This is a genomic window from Kibdelosporangium persicum (genome assembly GCF_013280595.1).
Lineage (GTDB): Bacteria > Actinomycetota > Actinomycetes > Mycobacteriales > Pseudonocardiaceae > Kibdelosporangium > Kibdelosporangium persicum.
In genome coordinates this window covers 328,074-347,814 of sequence record NZ_JAAATY010000004.1, presented here as the reverse complement: position 1 = coordinate 347,814, position 19,741 = coordinate 328,074, and the positions used below count along the sequence as shown (strand labels likewise).

General features: G+C 69.2%; 17 protein-coding genes. 2 read left to right on the top strand and 15 right to left on the bottom strand.

Features of this window, described 5'->3' with window-relative positions; translation table 11 throughout:
- Positions 1-107 precede the first annotated feature (107 nt).
- From GC106_RS10605 to GC106_RS10585, 5 genes are all read right to left on the bottom strand, one after another.
- On the bottom strand, positions 108-1,847 hold the full coding sequence (locus tag GC106_RS10605; protein WP_173127621.1) for an LpqB family beta-propeller domain-containing protein: 1,740 nt from the start codon (positions 1,845-1,847) through the stop codon (positions 108-110).
- Positions 1,844-3,493, bottom strand: coding sequence for an MtrAB system histidine kinase MtrB (gene mtrB, locus GC106_RS10600; protein WP_173127618.1), 1,650 nt, complete (start codon positions 3,491-3,493; stop codon positions 1,844-1,846). Before mtrB ends, GC106_RS10605 begins: the two co-directional genes overlap by 4 nt.
- 10 nt (positions 3,494-3,503) lie before the next feature.
- Positions 3,504-4,181, bottom strand: a complete 678-nt coding sequence (gene mtrA, locus GC106_RS10595) for an MtrAB system response regulator MtrA (protein WP_033392556.1) — start codon at positions 4,179-4,181, stop codon at positions 3,504-3,506.
- Positions 4,182-4,326: 145 nt separating this feature from the next.
- A complete protein-coding gene (locus GC106_RS10590; protein ID WP_312872586.1) occupies positions 4,327-4,959 on the bottom strand; it encodes a dTMP kinase in 633 nt (210 codons plus the stop codon).
- 223 nt (positions 4,960-5,182) lie between these two features.
- A complete protein-coding gene (locus GC106_RS10585) occupies positions 5,183-5,431 on the bottom strand; it encodes a hypothetical protein (protein ID WP_173127612.1) in 249 nt (82 codons plus the stop codon).
- Positions 5,432-5,670: 239 nt separating this feature from the next.
- Here GC106_RS10585 and GC106_RS10580 point away from each other — a divergent pair, with 239 nt between their 5' ends.
- On the top strand, positions 5,671-6,609 hold the full coding sequence (locus tag GC106_RS10580) for a helix-turn-helix domain-containing protein (RefSeq protein ID WP_312872585.1): 939 nt from the start codon (positions 5,671-5,673) through the stop codon (positions 6,607-6,609).
- 53 nt (positions 6,610-6,662) lie between these two features.
- Here the strand turns inward: GC106_RS10580 and ahcY are convergent, their stop codons facing one another.
- Entirely contained in the window at positions 6,663-8,153 is a 1,491-nt protein-coding gene (ahcY, locus tag GC106_RS10575; RefSeq protein ID WP_173127605.1) for an adenosylhomocysteinase, read from the bottom strand.
- A gap of 86 nt (positions 8,154-8,239) precedes the next feature.
- On the opposite strand from ahcY, the gene GC106_RS10570 reads away from it, so the two are divergent.
- Complete coding sequence (locus GC106_RS10570) at positions 8,240-10,540, top strand: lipase family protein (protein WP_217280294.1); 2,301 nt, start codon at positions 8,240-8,242, stop codon at positions 10,538-10,540.
- On the opposite strand, the gene GC106_RS10565 is transcribed toward GC106_RS10570, so the two are convergent.
- From GC106_RS10565 to GC106_RS10525, 9 genes are all read right to left on the bottom strand, one after another.
- Complete coding sequence (locus tag GC106_RS10565; RefSeq protein WP_173127599.1) at positions 10,533-11,315, bottom strand: class I SAM-dependent methyltransferase; 783 nt, start codon at positions 11,313-11,315, stop codon at positions 10,533-10,535. The two genes, GC106_RS10570 and GC106_RS10565, sit on opposite strands and share 8 nt — an antisense overlap.
- Before the next feature lie 11 nt (positions 11,316-11,326).
- Positions 11,327-12,589: a glutamate mutase L gene (locus GC106_RS10560; protein ID WP_173127596.1), complete on the bottom strand. Its 1,263-nt coding sequence runs from the start codon at positions 12,587-12,589 to the stop codon at positions 11,327-11,329.
- Positions 12,567-14,081, bottom strand: a complete 1,515-nt coding sequence (locus GC106_RS10555) for an amino acid permease (RefSeq protein WP_173127593.1) — start codon at positions 14,079-14,081, stop codon at positions 12,567-12,569. Before GC106_RS10555 ends, GC106_RS10560 begins: the two co-directional genes overlap by 23 nt.
- A 288-nt stretch (positions 14,082-14,369) precedes the next feature.
- A complete protein-coding gene (locus GC106_RS10550; protein WP_173127590.1) occupies positions 14,370-15,290 on the bottom strand; it encodes a cation diffusion facilitator family transporter in 921 nt (306 codons plus the stop codon).
- Positions 15,291-15,342: 52 nt separating this feature from the next.
- Positions 15,343-16,554, bottom strand: a complete 1,212-nt coding sequence (gene manA / locus GC106_RS10545) for a mannose-6-phosphate isomerase, class I (protein WP_173127587.1) — start codon at positions 16,552-16,554, stop codon at positions 15,343-15,345.
- Positions 16,555-16,570: 16 nt separating this feature from the next.
- Positions 16,571-17,671: a hypothetical protein gene (locus tag GC106_RS10540; protein WP_376777720.1), complete on the bottom strand. Its 1,101-nt coding sequence runs from the start codon at positions 17,669-17,671 to the stop codon at positions 16,571-16,573.
- Positions 17,668-17,901, bottom strand: coding sequence for a Trm112 family protein (locus GC106_RS10535; protein WP_173127581.1), 234 nt, complete (start codon positions 17,899-17,901; stop codon positions 17,668-17,670). Before GC106_RS10535 ends, GC106_RS10540 begins: the two co-directional genes overlap by 4 nt.
- 30 nt (positions 17,902-17,931) lie before the next feature.
- Positions 17,932-19,281: a phosphomannomutase/phosphoglucomutase gene (locus GC106_RS10530; protein ID WP_173127578.1), complete on the bottom strand. Its 1,350-nt coding sequence runs from the start codon at positions 19,279-19,281 to the stop codon at positions 17,932-17,934.
- A gap of 48 nt (positions 19,282-19,329) precedes the next feature.
- The gene (locus GC106_RS10525) at positions 19,330-19,689 is read right to left on the bottom strand and encodes a DUF3499 domain-containing protein (protein ID WP_312872584.1); all 360 of its coding nucleotides are present in this window, start codon (positions 19,687-19,689) and stop codon (positions 19,330-19,332) included.
- Between the last annotated feature and the right edge of the window lie 52 nt (positions 19,690-19,741).

Genomic DNA, 19,741 nt, shown 5'->3' with positions numbered 1-19,741 from the left:
GGACAATGACACGCCCCACCGACAGTCCGACGCGCCCTGAAAGACCTCGTGAGTGTTTATCAGGGTTAGAACACGGATAAACACTCACGAGGGGTTGGTGGGGGCTGTCAGCCTGGGTAGAAGGGGCGGGCGTTCGGTCCCTGGCTCTGGCTCAGGGGATGTGGCAGCCACACCTGGCCGATGTCGGTCGCCGTCCACATGCCCACGGCGTCCGTCACCACGTTCTGACGGCTTGGAGCGGCCGTGATGGACGTCAGCGGCAACGTCAGGTTGGCCTGGTTGTAGCGCTGTGCCTCGATGCCGTCGATCGGGACCTGCCACACCGGGCCGGTCGGCGTGTTCGTCGCCACGACGACACGGCTGGAGTCCAGCCAGTCCACGCCGACCACGTTGGAGATCGACGGCAGCAGCGGCTTCGGTTCGGCGATGACGACACTGGTGTTGCCCTGCGAACGCACCACGGCGCCGACGTAGAGCTTGCCGCCGGCGACGATGGCCACTCGCACACCGTCACGGGACAGGCGCAGATCGGTGATCTTGCCGTAGGGATCGATCTCCGACTGGTTCACAGGGAGGGTCAGCCACGGGCCTTCACGGCTGCGCACCACGCGGTTGATCGTGCCGTCGGCCACCACCCAGACCTCGTTGCCGACCTCGTTCGAGGCCGCCGCGTACTGCCAGGTCGGACGGGTCATCTCCTTGCCCACCACCGGGGTCTGGCGCAGGCCCTCGCCCATGCCGCCGATGCGCAATGCCAGATCGTTGTTGGCTAGACGCTCGACCACCGCCAGTTGCGAGCCGTCGACGGACTGGGCCGCGCTTTCCACTTTGTACGTGCCGTCGCCCGCCGGATTGTTGATCGGTTTGCCGTCGCGCAGGTCCTTCACCTGGCCGCCGACCACCATCAGCCCGTTCAGCTGGGCCTTCGGCGTCGTCTGATCGCTGTCGGACTGGATGTCCCGGATCTTCCAGTCCGGTTGGTCCGGTACCAGCGGCAGGCCCTCGACCTGCAGGCGCACCGTCGTCGCGGACACGTCCTGGAGGGACAGCACGATCTGGGTCGCGATCGCGCGTTTCTCCTCCGCGGTCAGGTTGCCGAGCTGCCCCAGGTTCACGACTGTCGCGCCGTCACGGGACGGCGTCACGTTCGTTCGCTGCACGGCCGTCGGGGGAAGCGCGCTGCGCACCGCGCCCTGCAGTCCTGTCGCTGGGCCTTGCAGGAGCAGACCGATGATCTCGCTGGCCGAGGCCAGCGGTGTGCCGGGCAGGTAGCGCAGGTCCGGGATCGGGATCTCGCGGGAGGTGTTGTCGTAGAAGTACAGCTTCACCGGGCGGTAGTGGTTGGTGAACTCCGAGATGGGGATCAGCACGCCGTTGTTCGGCGTCTCGCTGATCCGCCACTGGCCGTCGGGCTGCCTGACCAGTTTCACCGTGCTGTTGCTGTTCTGCTGCGAGACGTCCGCACGGAACGACTTGTGCGGGTCCAGCCTGCCCTTCGGGGTGCTCTTGACCTCCACGCGCTGGACGACGTTCGGATCCTCGCCTGCCTCCAGCGGCAGGGGCACGGTGCTGAAGTTGTCCTCGATGATGGTCGGCTGGTTGTCCGGCCGCCACAACCGTTTGGCCTCTTCGGTCAGGTACGCCTCGGCCACCGCGGTGTCCCCGCTGGCCTCGATGAACCGGCGGACCACGGTGATCGCGTCGGCGTCCTTGGCGGGCAGCTCGACCTTCTGCTGCGGCCGTGCCACGGAGTCCTGGATCACCTGCGCGTTGGTCTGCTCAGGGATGTTGGCGCAGGACGCCACCAGCAACAGGCAGCCCAGCGCCGCGGTCAGTCGGCGGATCACCGGACCTCCTCGAGTGGCGCGGCGGGCACGTCGTCCTCCGGCCGCAACGGCAGCGGGCTCTCGCCCAGTTCGACGTCCTGCTGACGGGGCAGCAACAACCGGAAGTTCGCACCGAGCCCCGGTTCACCCCACGCTTCCAGCCGGCCGCCGTGCAGCCGTGCGTCCTCGACGCTGATCGCCAGGCCGAGACCGGTGCCGCCGGTGTGCCGGTTACGCGACGGGTCAGCACGCCAGAACCGGTTGAACACGAGGTCGGCCTCACCGGGCCGCAGTCCGACGCCGTAGTCCCGCACGGTCACCGCGAGCGTGGTGTCGTCGAACGCCAGCCGGAGCCGCACGGGGTGGCCTTCGCCGTGGTCCACGGCGTTGGCCAGCAGGTTCCGCAGGATTCGTTCGATCCGGCGGGCGTCGACCTCGGCGGTCGCGGGCGCGGCGGGCAGTTCGAGCTCGATCCGGCTGCCCGCGTTCTCCGCGACCACCCGCACCGAGTCCAGGGCACGCTGGGCGATCGCGCGCACGTCGGTGATCTCGGCGACCAGTTCCTCCACGCCCGCGTCCAGCCGGGAGATCTCCAGCAGGTCGCCGAGCAGGGACTCGAACCGGTCCAGCTCGTCCACCAGCAGCTCGGTCGAACGCGCCAGGCCGGCCGGGAACTGCGCACGGGAGGCGTGCAGCACGTCCGCGGCCATCCGGACGGTCGTCAACGGGGTGCGCAGCTCGTGCGAGACGTCGGAGGTGAACCGGCGCTGCAACTGGCCGAACTCCTCCAGCTGCCGGATCTGGTACTTGATGCTCTCGGCCATCTGGTTGTACGACTCGGCCAGCTTGGCCACGTCGTCCTCACCGACAACGGCCATGCGTTCGTCCAGCTCACCGGCGGCGAACCGTTCCGCGGCCTCGGCCGCGCGCCGCACCGGCCGGACGACCTGCCTGGTCACCAGGTTGGCGATGCCCGCGAGCAGGATGAGCAGCACGAGACCGCCGACGATCAGCGTGCTCTGCACGACGCCGATCGTGTTCTGCTCGCTGGTCAGCGGGAACAGCAGGTACAGCTGCAACGGCCGGTTCGCGCTGGTCACCGGGGCGCCGACGAACAGGAACGTGGTGCGCGCGCCGGCCCGCTCGACCGTGGCGATCTGGCGGGCGACCTGCCCGTTCTGCACGTACGCGCGCAGTGACTCCGGCACGTCGGAGTAGTTGCTGCCTGCCTGGATGCTGTCCGGCACGTCGCGGCCGTCGTAGGCGATGATCGGGTCGAACGCGCCTGCCACCGTGTCGGCGCCTTCTTCGTCGGCCGACGAGCTGGACAGCTTGTTCACCGCGCCGCTGAGCCGTTCCCGGAAGCCGTCGGACAGCACGTTCACGCCGACCAGCTCGCGGTTGGCGATGACGACGGCGCTGTGCGTCTCGGCGATCGCGGCTTCCTGCTTGCTGGTCAGCAACCGGTCGGTGATCTGGTTCTGCAGCACCATGCCCAGCACGAACACCACAGCCGACGACAGCGCGAGCGTGCTCACCACGACCCGGACCTGCAGCGAACGCCGCCACAGCTCACCGAACGCGCGAGCCCGCTCGCGGCCGAACGCCACCGCGCGGCCCAGCTGCCGGATCACCAACCGGCTGGACCGCGCGAAGAAACGCCTCATGGGCCCAGTATCACGGAGGCCCGGCCTTGTATCCCACACCCCTGACCGTCAGCACGACCTCGGGGTGCTCCGGGTCCTTCTCGACCTTCGAGCGCAACCGCTGGACGTGCACGTTCACCAGCCTGGTGTCCGCGGCGTGCCGGTAGCCCCACACCTGCTCGAGCAGCACCTCGCGGGTGAACACCTGGCGCGGCTTGCGGGCCAGCGCCACCAGCAGGTCGAACTCCAGCGGGGTCAGCTGGATCGCCTTGCCCTCGCGGGTGACCTCGTGGCCGGGTACGTCGATGGTCAGGTCGCCGATCGCCAGGACCTCGGCGGGCTCGGACTCCGTGCGGCGCATCCGCGCCCGGACCCTGGCCACCAGCTCCTTGGGCTTGAACGGCTTGACCACGTAGTCGTCCGCGCCCGACTCGAGGCCGAGCACGATGTCGACGGTGTCGCTCTTGGCGGTCAGCATGACGATCGGGACACCCGACTCGGCTCTGATCGCCTTGCAGACGTCGATGCCGTTCATGCCGGGCAGCATCAGGTCGAGCAGCACCAGGTCGGGCTTGAGCTCGCGCAGCGCGGGGAGCGCGCGGGAGCCGTCGGCCACGACCGCGGTGTCGAACCCTTCACCGCGGAGCACGATCGTCAGCATCTCGGCGAGGGCCGGGTCGTCGTCCACAACCAGCACGCGTGCCTTCATGCCCCCCATCGTCGCACTATCGCCGGCGGAGGCGTGCGCAACCCGCTGATCTTGCCGCTGTATCACCCGTTCACTCCATTCGATCGCTTCGCTGCGCTCGCGGGCCTGGTCGATGGAGTCCTATCCGTATCAGCCGGCGTGTGCGTTACGCGTCAGCCAGCAGGGTGCTGGTCAGCCGGTCGAAATCCTGGTCGGTGCTGCCGTCGAGCACCTGCCACGGCGCCAGCCAGCCGATTCGGGCCAGTCCGTCGTAGACGGCGGCGCACCGAGCCTGTAGCCCGCCGTCCTTTTCGTACGTGTCCCGCGCGCGGTCACGGGTCTCGGCACGGGTCGCCGCGAGGTCGACGGGGACGCGCAGCAGCAGCTGACGGTCCGGGACGGGCAGTCTGAAGCGCTCCACCTCCAGCTGGCGGATCCACTCGACGATCTCGCCGTGCTCGTCCTGGTGCAGCCGTGCCGCCTGGTAGGCCGCGTTCGAGGCGATGTAGCGGTCGACCAGCACGACGTCGAAGTCGTCGAGGTCACGCAGCAGCGCGTCACGTGCGCCGTGACGGTCCAGTGCGAAGAGAACGGCCATGCCGTGGACGGAGTCGGCGACGTCGCCGAGACGACCGTGCAAGGCGTCGCTGACGAGGTCCGCGTGCACGCTCTCGCCGTAGCGCGGGAACGCGTGCTGCGCGACTTTGGCGCCACGGCGTTGGAACGCCTCGGTGAGCGCGGCGCCCAGGGTGCGCTTCCCTGACCCGTCCAGACCTTCGATGACCACAAGTCGACCCACGGAGTAACCCTAGCCGCGGGCAGCACACGGCACGGCACCTGGGCGTTGCGCGTCTACGGCATACGGCCGCGCCTGCCCCGGCCAGTCCTTTGAGGACAGCTGGTTCCCCTGGGGTCAGAGGCGAAGCCGAAGGAAGGCGCGTTGTCCGAATCGGACACACTGACATGCGCTCGTGTACGCCGGAGCTGTCACGCTTTCCGTTGCCCTGTCGGCAATCGACGCCTCAGCCTGGCTGGCGGCGTGCCAGCAGCACGCCACCGGCGCCGATGACCAGCCCGCCCATTGCCACCAGAAGCAGCAGCAGTTCCCGCGCGGCAGGCGTGGGCTCGGCGCTCGCCTCGCGTTCACCCCTGGCGATCACCTTGGCCACCGGCGCCGGTTCGGCCACGGCCGGTTCGGCCGTGCCCAGGGCGAGACCGACACCGAGGATCGCGGTCGCGGGCAGACGCCGCGTGAGCCTGAGTGCCGGCATGGGCTTGGGTTCCCTTCTCGCCCGCAAGGTGCCGGGCCGGTGCCCGGCCCGGTCGCAGAGGAGGCCGGGACGAACGGTGGCACGGCGTTGTGCCAACACAGTGCGATCACCTGATCCCGGAGGGCAACCCCTGCTGGCGCACAAGGGGATCGTTCGCACCTACCTCACGTTCCCACGAGGAACTACTGTGAACGTTCACGGTTCGTTCACACCTCGTGAACGGGGGGATGGGAGAAAGGGTGGACAACGGGCCATTGCCTGAGCGGCTCGGTGACGCACTGCGTTACGGGCCTTTCCACCGTGCGTTGCGGGAGGCGATCGAGTGCCGTGGGCTGTCGCTGACCCGGATCACCGCCCACCTGGAACGGCTGGGCGTGAAGATCGGCCAGTCGACGCTGAGCTACTGGCAACGCGGCCTGCGCCACCCCGAGGTGCCCAGATCCATCGACACGGTCCGCGCGCTGGAAACCGTGTTACGGCTGCCGTCGGACTCGTTGGTCGTCCTGATCGGACCGCGCCAGCGCACCGGCAAGGGCGACGAGGTCGTCCCGAAGTTCACCGAGGTGAGCCGGGTCTGGCAGGACGCGCCCGCGCTGCTGGCCGAGTTCGACGCGGCGCCGGAGACACGGACCAATGCGGACCTGCGGATCGACGCGGTGCACGACCACGTCCAACTCGGACCGCACCGCGAGCAGCGTTCCCAGACGACCCGGTTCGTGGTGACGGCCGCGCGTTCCGGCCCGGACCGCTACTTCGCCACGCACGGCGGCGACGAGGGCTGTCTGATCGAACGGGCCGAGATCACCACGGCGGAGGGCTGCCGGCTGGGCCGGGTGCGCCGGCTGGCCGCGTCCGGCGTGATGGCGATGGAGTTCCTGTTCGACCGCAGGCTGGCCGAAGGCGAGACACACGTCTTCTGCTTCACGATCACCGACGGCTCGGGCGGTCCCTCGCCCGGGCTTGAGCGCACGTTCCTCCGCGGCGTCGGGACGTATCTCGTACAGCACGCCTTCCACCGCAAGGCGATGCCCGCACGGGTGACCCGGCAGTTCCGGGCTCGGGTCGGCGCCGAACCGGTGGGCTCGGAGGGCCTCGTGGTCGGGCTCGGCAGGGTGACCAGCGGCTATTTCACCAATCTCCCGGCCGGCCTCGCGGAAGTCCTGATCGAGTGGCCCTGAGCGACCGTCGTGAGTGGTCCGTCCGGCCGGCGCCGGACGGACCACTGACGAGGTCAGTAGCGGTAGTGATCGGGCTTGAACGGGCCTTCGACGTCGACGTCGATGTACTCGGCCTGCTCCTTGGTCAGCTTGGTGAGCTCACCACCGAGGGCCTCGACGTGGATGCGCGCGACGTACTCGTCGAGCTTCTTGGGCAGCCGGTAGACCTCTTTGTCGTACTCCTCGTTCTTGGTGAACAGCTCGATCTGGGCGATCACCTGGTTGGAGAACGAGTTCGACATCACGAACGACGGGTGCCCGGTCGCGTTGCCCAGGTTGAGCAACCGGCCCTCGGACAGCACGATGATCGACCGGCCGGACGGGAACACCCACTCGTCCACCTGCGGCTTGATGGTGATCCGCCGCACACCCGGGTACCTGGCCAGGCCCGCCATGTCCAGCTCGTTGTCGAAGTGCCCGATGTTGCCCAGGATCGCCTGGTGCTTCATCTGCGACATGTGCTCGGCGGTCACCACGTCCTTGTTGCCCGTGGTGGTGATCACGATGTCCGCCTCACCGATCACCGACTCCAGCCGGCGCACCGCGTACCCGTCCATCGCGGCCTGCAACGCGCAGATCGGGTCGATCTCGGTGACGATCACCCGCGCACCCTGACCCCGCAGCGACTCCGCCGCGCCCTTACCGACGTCGCCATACCCGCACACCACGGCGACCTTGCCACCGATCAGCACGTCCGTGCCCCGGTTGATCCCGTCGATCAGCGAGTGCCGGATGCCGTAGCGGTTGTCGAACTTCGACTTGGTCACCGAGTCGTTGACGTTGATCGCCGGGAACAACAGCTCACCCGCCGCCGCCAGCTGGTACAGCCGCAGCACACCGGTGGTGGTCTCCTCGGTCACGCCCTTGATCTCGTTCGCGATCTGGGTCCACTTGGTCGGGTCGGCCGACAAGGAGGCGCGCAGCGTCTCCAGGATGACCTTCCACTCCTCCGGGTCGTCCTCCTCGGCGGCGGGAACCACACCCGCGGCCTCGTACGCCTTACCCTTGTGGACCAGCAACGTCGCGTCGCCGCCGTCGTCCAGCAGCATGTTCGGCGACTTGCCCTCGGGCCAGGTCAGCATCTGCTCGGTGCACCACCAGTACTCCGGCAGCGTCTCGCCCTTCCAGGCGTACACCGGCACGCCCTTCGGCGCCTCCGGCGTACCGTGCGGCCCGACCACCACCGCCGCCGCGGCGTGGTCCTGGGTGGAGAAGATGTTGCACGACGCCCACCGCACCTCCGCACCCAGCGCGACCAGCGTCTCGATCAGCACAGCGGTCTGCACCGTCATATGCAGCGAGCCGGAGATCCGGGCCCCGCGCAACGGGTAGACCTCGGCGTACTCACGACGCAGTGCCATCAGGCCCGGCATCTCGTGCTCGGCCAGGCGGATCTCCTTACGACCGAACTCGGCCAGCGACAGATCGGCCACCGCGAAGTCGATGTCGCCGATCTTTCCGGCGTACCGGGCTCCGGTCACGTTCCGCGTGTCTTCAGCGGTCATCGCCCTATTCCCTCCAAACTCGTCAAGCCGAACAGTACCGCCGCGGCCTCGGCGGAGCCTCGACACTCAACGGAGTCACCTTGTTGATGCCTGGATCCGACACACGCGTCGTCGAACTGCGCGTGCACGGGATCATGGGCACGACGGCGGAATCCCTGGTCGGAGCGGTCGCGGCGGTCGACGTGGCCGGCGACGGCGTCGGCCGGATCGTGCGGCCGGCCGACCGGTTGCGCCGGCCAGGTCCCGGTCCGTTGCTGCAAACGAGTGACCGTGCGGTGCCGCGGACCATCGAGGGTTACCTCTGGAGTGGGATGACGTCCGGGGGCGTGAGCAAGTCCACCTGGGCGCTGATGTTCCCGTTCACGCTGACCAACCTGGCGCACTGGATGCTGCCGCCGGTCCCGCACGACAACCCGGTCGCGGCCGCGTTGGGCCTGGTCGGCCGGTCACTGCTGCGTCTGGCGGCATTGCTGCTGACTGTGCTCTTCGTCACTCAGGTAGCTGTGGTGAGCCTGGACCTGGTGGCGGCGCAATGCCTCGCTCCCGGTGCCGCGTGCATGGCCGGGCTCGTCCCGGACTGGCTGCGTGAGCTGCGCGGATTCCGTCCGATCGTAGGGCTGCTGCCCGCGATGCTCGTCGTGCTGTTGCTCGCCCGGGTGTCGACGGTGACGTGGACGGTGAACGCGCCGCCCTTGCCGAGTCCGGTGCCGGGCAACCGGCCGCGCCGGATGCCCGGGGCCAGCCTGGTCGCCGACCCGGACACCCCCACCTTGCGCGCGCTGCACACCGTGGCGGGGCTGTCGGTGTTGGCGTTGCTTCCGTCTGGCGGCCCGTTCACCACGTCCCCCGTCGTGACATCGCAATGGCTCGTCGGTCTGTCGTTGCTCGTGCTCGCCGCGTTGGGCGTGCTCTTGCTGGACGATCCAACCGGCTCGGCTCCGCACCGGGCGGGCCGTTGGTTGCGGATGGCGTTGGGGCTCGTGACGCGACGCGTGCTCTTGTTCATCAGCATCGTGCTCGTGATCAGCACGGTCATCGCACAGGACCCTCTGCCCACGCAGCTCACCGGCACGGACATCACCATCGAGGGCACCACTGTCGCACTCCTGGCGGTGTGCGCACTGTTCGCGCTGGTGCTGATCCCGGCCGCCTTGATCGCACGCCGCGAGTTCTGGGCGGACCAACCGCGCGAGCTGCGGCCGTGGGCAGGCGGCTGGATGTCGCCGATCGTGCTGGCGGTCGCCGCGTTGCTGGGTGGCGGGTTCGGCGCCGGTGTCGCCATCGCCGTCCGGAAAGTGTTGGGCAGCACCGGGCTGGACCTGCCTGACGGCTACGAGCCGGTCACCCTGCTGTGGGGTGTCTCGGCGGCGTTCGCGCTGGTGATCGGCCTGCTGCTGGGCACGATCACCGGTGTGCACAGGTGGCGCAACGACCGGCGCGGAGAACAGCCGCCGGAAAGCGGACTGCTGCACGCGGACTCGCCGCCCGCGGAACAGGCGACGGCGACGCGTGCCTGGCGTAACGGGCGCTTCCAGCGCAACCACTTGCACCACGTGCTGATCGCTTGCGGGGCGGCGCTGAGCGCGGGCGCGGGCGTCGCGGTCTGGATGCGGCTACGGGACTTCGGACCGCCGGAGTGGATGGGCCCGTTCTCCGGGATCGGCGTCTTCACCCTCGGTTTCCTTGCCGCCGCGCTGATGCGCGCGGTGTACCAGGCCGTCCGACGGCCGGATCTGGCTCGTACGTTGGGAGTTCTGGCGGACCTCGCGTGCTTCTGGCCCCGGGAGTCGCATCCCGTCGTGCCGCCCTGTTACGCCCTCAAGGTCATTCCCGAGCTGACCCAGCGGGCGTGCGAACACCTCCAGGACCGCAGCACTCGGGTCGTGATCACCGGCCACAGCCACGGCAGTCTGATCGCCGTTGTCGCCGTGTCCCGGTTGATGGAGACGCTGCCGCCCGAGGACCGTGAGCGCGTGGGACTCGTGACGGCCGGATCTCCTTTGCAGTGGGCGTATCCGCGTGCTTTCCCCAGCGTCGTGCCGCACAGGGCGTTGGCGGAGTTGCACGGCGAGCTCGACGGGCGCTGGCGTGCGTTGTGCCGTGGCACTGATCCGCTGGGCGGCGCCGTGACCACGTGGCGCCGTCAGGTGTACGACTCGAAGATGATCGGCATGGGGTTCCGGCCGGACGGCAGTTCCGGCCCGTTGCCCCCGGCCCGGGCCACCGAGTCGGGCGCGCTCGTGCTCGGCAGTGACCACTGGCTGCCCGATCCGCAGCTCCAGCCGGTGCCCGGACTGCGTTGGTCGCCAGGCGTACGACGGCACAGCGACTACTACGCGGACCCCGAGTGGGATCAGGCCGTCGCGATCGCCGCGGGCCTCATGTAGGTTTGCGGGCCCACGCGGTGAGCAGCCCCATGCCGAGGTCGCTGAAACCGGGCTGCCGCATGGCTTGCACGGCCGCCTCGAAGGTCGGTTCGTCAACCAGGCCGTCGGCCAGGACGCGGTCCCTGAGGTGGTGGAAGTTGAGCTGGAAGAACTGGCCCGCGGCGGACGTGCCGGTGATCGGCGGCTGGTACATCTCCACCCCGATGTCCACGAAACCCGCCTGGCGCAACAATTCCGGGTAACGCAGGCCCCACTGCCCGTCCGTGCCGATCGTCTTTTCCAGGCTGTACCAGTGCTTTTCCATCAGCTGCCGGAACGGGCTGTCCGGCGGGCCGGTCATCGTGGGCGCCGCGATCGCCTCACCGAGCACAAGCCAGCCGCCGGGTGCGACGAAATCGGCCAGGCGGTGGAACACCTCGACGCGGTTACGCAGGTGCATCAGGACCAGGCGGCTGTGCACGAGGTCGAACGTGCCGAGCGCCTGCTCCTCGGTGATGTCCGCCTCGACGACGCGCACGGTCGGGAACACCTTGTGCAGGTCGGCCAGCAGCCGGGTGTCCCGGTCGAGGGCGACGACCTCGGCGCACACCTCGGCCAGCCAGCCGGAGATCCGGCCGAGCCCGGCGCCGACGTCCAGGCACCGCATCTCCGGGCGGACCACCTGGACGAGCCGGGCCCGGGTGGCCGGATCGAACATCCGGGACAACGCGTCGAGCCGCCTGGCTTCGAGGTCGTGATCCGCCCCGAACACCGTCTCGCCGTACAATTCGGTCACAGCAGACGAAGCTACCGATCGTCCTGAAGCGTGGTCAACAACGTACGAGCGGCCTTGACCTGGCCGTCTTCGGCGAGCAGGCCAGCGGGCGCGAGCACGTAGTCCCGGTCGACCACGATCCGCGCCGCTTTGATGGCGGGTTTCAGCACCGGATCGTTCCTGAGCGCCTCGACGACGTCACCGATGTCGTCGGCGTGCCGGAAAACGCCGCCGGACAACACAAGCAGGCCCGCTCCACGCGGACCGAGCTTGCCTTCCACCAACCGCAGGTGCCTGCGGACGGCGATGATCGCGGCCAGCCCGGCCAGCTTCAGGTCTACTGTGGACTCCTCGGGCGTCTCCGGGATGAACCCGACCTGCTTCGCCCGCCGTTCCGCGGGCTCCGCGAGGCCCGTCGCCGTCAGGCGTTCCGCGGCCGCCTCGGCGACGATCCCCGGCGCGGACCACCGCATCCCGATGTCGCCCTCGACCGTCCGCCGGTCCTGCGGCAGGCCGACGGCCCGCTCCTGTTCGTCCTGAATGGACACCGCGGAGTAGACGTCCGTGGTGGCGCCGCCGACGTCCACGACGAGAACCGCGTCCTCACTGGCCAACTGGGACACGCCGGTGAGCACCGCGTCCGGCGTGACCGCCCGGACCAACCGCCGGAACCGCGCTCCACGGGACAGGCCTTTGCCGCCGATCACGTGGTTCAGGAACACCTGCCGGATCGCCGCCCGCGCCGGTCCCGGCGCCAGCTCACCCACGTCCGGCAGGACGTTGGCGGTGGGGACGACCGTACGCCCGGCGAGGATTTCGAGCGCTTCGAGCCGGGCGTGCTGGTTGCCCGCCAGCACGATCGGCGGCCGAATCCGGTTACGCGCCAGTGCGGCCGCGTTGTGCAGCAGTACTTTCGCGTCACCGCCGTCGGTTCCGCCGACGAGCAGCACGACATCCGGCTCGGCCTGGCGCAACGCCCGGATTCCGGCGCCGTCCAACTCACCCGCGGAGACGTGCACGACCTTCGCGCCGGCGGACAGCGCGACGCGGTACCCGGCTTCCGCGCTGATCAGGCGTTCGTGGCCGACCACGGCGAGCCGCAGCCCACCGCCCGCGGAGGAGCAGACGAGCACGTGGTCGGCGCCACCGAGTTCGGCGATGACGCCTTTGACGCCGTCGAGAACCTCGGGCGGAGTGGTCGCGTGCTGCGCCGTGGCCAGCAACACGCCGTCGTGGTCGACGAGCGCGCCTTTGGTCCACGTCGACCCGACATCAAGACACGCGGTTGTCGGCATCGTCCTTCATCCGCTTGCCCAGCAACGAGTTCCGGCGGCTGTACACGAAGTACACGATCACGCCGAGGGCCATCCACGCCAGGAACCGCAGCCAGGTCAGGATGGTGAGGTTCAGCATCAGCCACAGGCACGCCAGGATGGCCAGCACCGGGATCACCGGCACCCACGGAACCCGGAAACCACGCGGAAGGTCCGGCCGGGTCTTGCGGAGCACCAGCACCCCGGCGGACACCAGGATGAAGGCGAACAGCGTGCCGACGTTGACCATCTCCTCGAGCTTGCCCGCCTCGAAGAACGTCGCCGCCGCCCCGACCATGATCGTCACGATCAGCGTCGCCCTGGCCGGGGTGCCGTGCTTCCCGGTCTTGGCGAGGCCGCGTGGCAGCAGGCCGTCGCGGGACATCGCGAACAACACCCGGATCTGGCCGAGCAGCAGCACCATCACGACAGTGGTCAGACCGGCCAACGCGCCGATGGAGATGACGTTGGCGGCCCAGTCGACCCCGTTGGCCGAGAACGCCGTCGCCAACGTCTTCGAGCTGCCGTCCTCGGTGGTCGCCAGTTCCTTGTACGGCAGCATGCCGACGACGACGAGCGAGACACCCACGTACAGCACGGTGACGATCGCGAGCGAGCCGAGGATGCCGCGCGGCACCGCACGCTGCGGGTGCCGGGTCTCCTCCGCGGTCGTGGCGACCACGTCGAAACCGATGAACGCGAAGAAGACCAGCGATGCCGCCGCGAGCAGGCCGAAGACGCCGTACGCGCTGGTCTCGCCACCGGCCAGGGCGGAGAACAGGGTCTGGTCCACACCGGTGGAGCCGGTGGTGCCCGCCGAAGCCGCCTCCGGCACGAACGGCGTGTAGTTCTCGCCCTTGACGAAGGAAAGCCCGAAGAAGATCACGAACAGCACGATCGCGACCTTGATGCTCGTGATCACCAGGCTGAACCGCGACGACAGCTTGGTGCCCATCGTCAGCAACCACGCCAGGATGACGACCAGCAGCAACGCGCCCCAGTCGACCGTGAGCCCCGCGACCTCGACAGTGGTCTTCACGTCCGGCCCGAAGATGTACCCGAGCACGACCTGCAGGTACGCCGACCACCCCTTGCCGACCGCGGCCGCACCGACCGCGAACTCCAGCACCAGGTCCCAGCCGATGATCCACGCGATGAACTCGCCGAACGTGGCGTACGAGAACGTGTACGCACTCCCGGCCACCGGGACGGTGGACGCGAACTCGGCGTAACACAGGGCCGCGAGGGCACACGCGATCGCCGCGAGCACGAACGCCAACGCGACCGAGGGACCGGCCAGATCACCGGCTGTCCGCGCGGTCAACGTGAAGATGCCCGCGCCGATGACGACCGCGACACCGAAGACCGTGAGGTCCCACGCGGTGAGGTTCCTGCGGAGTTTGGTATCCGGTTCGTCCGTGTCCGCGATGGACTGTTCGACGGTTTTGGTCCGCCACAAGCCAGTACCTGGCACCGTTGCCTCCTTCACGCTCCCCGACAGTGCGTGACCAGAGATTACGTCCCGGCGATCGTGATCGGGTGCTGGAGGCCCACCTCGCCGTGTCCACCTTTGCGGCACCCCGAAATGCACGTTCCGGCACCCCGAGACGCACACTCCGGCACCACGAAATCCCAGAGCCGTCGTCGCCTTCGAGCTCAGGGGAAGCTCACGGTGCCGGAACGGTCAACTCACAGTGCCGGAACGGTCAACTCACGGTGCCGGAACGGTCAACTCAGGGTGCTGGAATGGTGGACACGGCGGTCAGGCCGGGGTGGTGCTGCGGTCGAGGTCTGGTTCGAGGTAGATCAGGCGGGCGGCGGGGACCTTGCCGCGGACGCGCTGCTCCGCGTCGTCGATCGCCTGGGCGACCTCTTCGACCGACAGGCCGGAGGTCAGCGCGACCTTCGCGGCCACCAGGAGCTCGTCCGGGCCCATGTACTGGGTCTTGATGTGGATCACGCGCTCGATCCGGCCCGCGGCGATCTCGTCCAGGATCGTGTCCAGCTCGCGCGGTGTCGCGCCTTCGCCGATCAGCAGGCTCTTCATCTCGATGATCAGGATGATCGCGATCACACCGAGCAGCACACCGATCATCAGGGTGCCCACCGCGTCCCAGACCGGGTCGCCGGTCACCGTGGCGAGACCCACCCCGATCAGCGCGAAGATCAGGCCGAACAGGGCGCCCGCGTCCTCGAGCAGCACGACCGGCAGCTCGGGGGTGCGGGACTGGCGGATGAACTGCCACCACGTCGCGTCGCCCTTGACCAGCCTGGACTCCACGATCGCGGTGCGGAAGCTGTACGTCTCCAGGCCGATCGCCACCACCAGGATGATCACCGCGACGATCGGCGACGTCAGCGCTTCCGGGTGCTGGACCTTGTGGATGCCCTCGTACAGCGCGAACGCCGACCCCAGGGTGAAGAGCATCAGGGCGACGATGAACGAGTAGAAGTACCGGTCACGGCCGTAGCCGAACGGGTGCGCGACGCTGGCCTTGCGCCGGGCGGTTTTCTGTCCGAGCAGCAGCAGGCCCTGGTTCGACGTGTCCGCCACCGAGTGCACGGACTCCGCCAGCATCGAGGACGAGCCCGTGATCAGAAAGCCGACGAACTTCGCGACCGCGATGCCCGCGTTCGCCAGCAACGCGGCGATGATCGCCTTGGTCCCGCCCCCTGCAGACACGTGTCCTCCTAGTGCCGTCCGGATTGTCCGGTCGAACCCTAGACCACGGGTGTCACTGGCCTGCGGTTGCCCGGAACACCTGGGCCGGCGCGCCTTCGACCGGCACGACGTGCACGTCCGGGTTGTGGTCGGGCAGCCAGGCGGACTGGCCACGGCCGAGTTCGACCTTGTTGCCGTCGGCCTCCAGCAGCCGGACCGCCCCCTGGGTGCAGACCAGGATCTGTGGCCCACGACACACCAGCTCGACCGGCTCACGGTCGTCGGCGTTCCACTCCAGGCGGGAGAGTTCGAACTCCGGCGCGGGCGTCGGGTACGTCCACATCCGCGGCGCCGTGGGCGTTCCACGCAGCACGGGCATCTCACCGCAGCTGAAGTCCAGCACCCGCAACAGTTCCGGCACGTCGACGTGCTTGGGCGTCAGGCCGCCACGCAGGATGTTGTCGGAATTGGCCAGGATCTCCACGCCGGTGCCGTGCAGGTACGTGTGCAGGTTGCCGGCGGGCAGGTAGATCGCCTCGCCGGGCGCGAGCACGATCCGGTTGAGCAGCAAGGCGGCCAGCACACCGGCGTCGCCTTCGTGCGCCTCGCCGAGCTCCAGGATCGTGCGGCAGATCAGGTCGTACTCGCCGTGTTCCTTCACGTGCAGCACGCAGGCGTCCAGCAGTTCCGGCAGCAGCACGTCCAGTGACGTCTGCGGCAGCGTGATCCACGTCGTGAACAACGCGCGCAGGCCGTCGGAGTCCGGCTGTCCCTCCAGCAACGAGGTGTACGGCGCCAGGCCGGGCGTTTCGAGCGTACGCAGCAGCCGCACGGTCTCGTGCGGTTCGCGGAACCCCGCCAGTGCGTGGAACTCCGTCAGCGCGCAGATCAGCTCGGGCTTGGCCGTGGGGTCCGGGTAGTTGCGGTTCTTCGCGTCACGCGGGATTCCGGCGGCTTCCTCCCGCTCGTACCCTTCCCTGGCCTGTTCGGCCGACGGGTGCGCCTGCATGCTCAGCGCCTCTTCGGCGGCGAGGATCTTCAGCAGGAACGGCAGCCGGTTGCCCCAGCGCCGGGCGCAGTCGGCGCCGAGCTGGCCAATTGGATCGTCGTCCACGAGGTCGAGCAGAGAGCGGTCGTCGTCGATGCGGGACGGGTCGCCGGGGTGTGCGCCCATCCACAGCTCCGCCTCCGGGTGTGGTGCCGGTACCGGCCGCCCCAGCAGCTCGGCGATCGTCGTGCGCGACCCCCAGGCATAGGGCCGCACGGCGTTGCGCAGCAACTCCACTCTCAAATCTCCCTAGTCAGACGCCAGCGGAGGCGTACCGGCCCGATCCGCCGATCGTCCCGGCCGCGAGGCCGAGATACAGCGCCGCGAGCTCGAACCGCAGGGCGAGTACGGCGGCTCTGGTCGGTTCGTCCGCGCCGACCTCTTCAGCGGGTGCCAGTACGTCCGCACCCGGCAGCGTGTCCCCGGCCATGTGCCGGGCCGCCTCCGCCGCCGGTCCGGAGCTGATCGCCAGCAGCTGCACCCGCAGCATGGCTGTCGGGTCGCCGGCGAAGTCGTCCGGATCGTCGAAGATACCTTGACCGGAGGACGACCTTACCGCCGCCCGGTGCAACGAGAACCGGGTCTGCGCGTCGGCGTAGGAGCCGGCGTCGCAGACAAACCCGGCGTGCGCGGCCAGCACATGACGCGCGTGCGAGGCCACCGCGGTCGCCGCCGGGTCCAGTCCCCACAGTAGCGGGACTCGGTCGGCCAGGCGCAGGGCCAGCGATTTCGCCGGGTTGACGAACGACTCGTGCGCCGGGTGGTCCTTCTCGGCCTCCTTGTCCAGCTCGTCGGCCAGCCGCTGCACGTCGGTACGCAGCAGGCCCATCGTGGTCAGCGTGAGCAGACCGGCCCCGAGGGCCCTGGGGAAGGCGAAACCGGGCGGCACGTACACGCGTGGCGGCAGCAGGAACGCCCTGCCCGCGCCCGCGGCGGCCACCGGGCCGTCCGGTGGGGCCGTGACCACGACCGTGGCGCCGTAACGCGTCGCACGGCCGACGGACTCCGCCAGTACGTGGTCTCCCGCGTCTTCTGTGTGCGCGATCACCACGTCCAACGGGCCGACCCAGCCGGGAACCTCGTCGGTGACGACCACGGGCACCGGGCACGCCGGGCCGAGCAGCGCCACCAGCAGGTGCGCGATCGCGGCGCCGTGCCCCGGCCTGGTCACGATCAGCAGCGCACGCGGCCGGACATCGGTCAGCGCGTTGCCGACGCCGAGTTCCGTGGCGGCTTCGACGACCGACCGGACCTGGGCACCAGCCAGTGCCGCGGCCCGGAGCAGGCCGTCGGTGTCCGCCTCGGACAACCGGGCGGGGTCGTCCAGCAGGGAGTCGTCAGGCACCGGACTCACTCGTCCGCGGCGTGCGAATCCGGCCCAGAGGTCGGCCCGGAGGTCGGCTCCGTCGCCTCGTCCAGCAGCAGCACGGGGATGCCGTCGGTCACCGGGTACTGGCGACCGCACGAGGTGCACGTGAGCACGTCGGCGTCCGGGTTGTCCGGGGTGCCGGGACGCAGCGCCGCATGGTCGTCGGACGGGCAGGCGAGGATGTCGAGCAACTGCGGGTCGAGCTGTACGGCCACGATTCCTCCTTCTCCACTCTCCAGTGTGGCCTAACCGCGGACGATGGTGAGCACCTCGTCACGCAGAGCGGCCACGGCCGCCTCGTCCGGGGCCTCGACGTTGAGCCGCAGCAGCGGTTCGGTGTTCGAGGGCCGCAGGTTGAACCAGGCACCGGAAGGCAGCTCGACTGTCAGACCGTCGAGTTCGTCGATCGTGACGCCGTCCTTGCCGGAATACGTCTCCTTGACCGCGGCCAGCCGGGCCTGCTGGTCGTCGACCGTGGAGTTGATCTCGCCGGACGCGGCGTAGCGGGCATACGCGGCGGTCAGCCGCGACAGCGGGCCCTCCTGCTCGCCGAGCGCGGCCAGCACGTGCAGCGCGGCCAGCATGCCGGTGTCGGCACGCCAGAAGTCGCGGAAGTAGTAGTGCGCCGAGTGTTCCCCGCCGAAGATGGCGTCGGTCCTGGCCATCTCCTGCTTGATGAACGAGTGCCCGACCCGGGTGCGGACCGGCTTGCCGCCGTGCTCGGCGACGATCTCCGGGACCGCCTTGGAGGTGATCAGGTTGTAGATGATCGTCGAGCCGGGATCCTTGGCCAGCTCACGGGTCGCCACCAGGGCGGTGATCGCGCTGGGCGAGACCGGGTCGCCGTTCTCGTCGACCACGAAGCAGCGGTCCGCGTCACCGTCGAACGCCAGGCCCGCGTCCGCGCCGACCTCGCGCACCTTCGCCTGCAGGTCCACGATGTTCTTCGGGTCCAGCGGGTTGGCCTCGTGGTTCGGGAACGAGCCGTCGAGCTCGAAGTACATCGGGACGACCTCGATCGGCAGGCCCTCGAAGACCTTGGGCACGGTGTAACCACCCATGCCGTTGCCCGCGTCCACGACGACTTTCAGCGGACGGCTGCCGGACAGATCCACCAGTTGACGCAGGTAACCGGCGTACGCGTCGAGCATGTCGCGCTGTTCGATCGCACCGAGCGTGGCGCCCGACTCGGGCATGCCCTGCTCGACGTCGCGCTGGATGTCGGCCAGACCGCTGTCCTGGCCGACCGGCGCGGCACCGGCGCGGCAGACCTTGATCCCGTTGTACGCGGCGGGGTTGTGGCTCGCGGTGAACATCGCGCCGGGCAGATTCAGGTTGCCGGACGCGAAGTACAGCATGTCGGTGCTCGCCAGGCCGATGCTGACGACGTCCACGCCCTCGCGCGTGACGCCCTCGGCGAACGCGCTGGACAGGCCTGGTGACGAGTCACGCATGTCGTGACCGATGACTACCGCGGGGCCGCCGACCAGGCGCGCGAACGCGGCGCCGATCTCACGGACCACGTCGGTGTCGAGCTGCTCACCCACCAAGCCGCGGATGTCGTATGCCTTGAAGATGGCGGACAGGTCGCGCACAAGCTCTCCCGGGGTCGGATCGTCCTGCCAGGGAGCCTATTAGGTCGCTTAATCGGTGACCGGATCGGGCAGGACCCGCAGGTGGCCACGCCGCCCGGACGCCGCGTTCGGGTCGGGACCCTCCACCGGACGGTCCGGCCGTCCCGCCTCACGCACGGCCTCGGCCAACGCGGTCAGGTCGTCGTGGGAGGGCTCCGGCGCGGCGAACTCGCCGTCGTACCTGACCACGTCCCAGCCCCGGGGGGCGGTCAGCCGCATCGCGTGCTCTTCGCATAGGTCGTAGCTATGCGGCTCGGAGTAAGTCGCGAGGGGGCCGACTACCGCGGTGGAGTCCGCGTAGGCGTAGGTCAGCGTCGCGACGGCCGGATTGACACACCCGGTCCGCGAACAACGCCGCACATTCCGCACGATCGTGGACGATAGCGCGTTTCCCGCCCGCAGGCAGCCAGGCACACCGGTG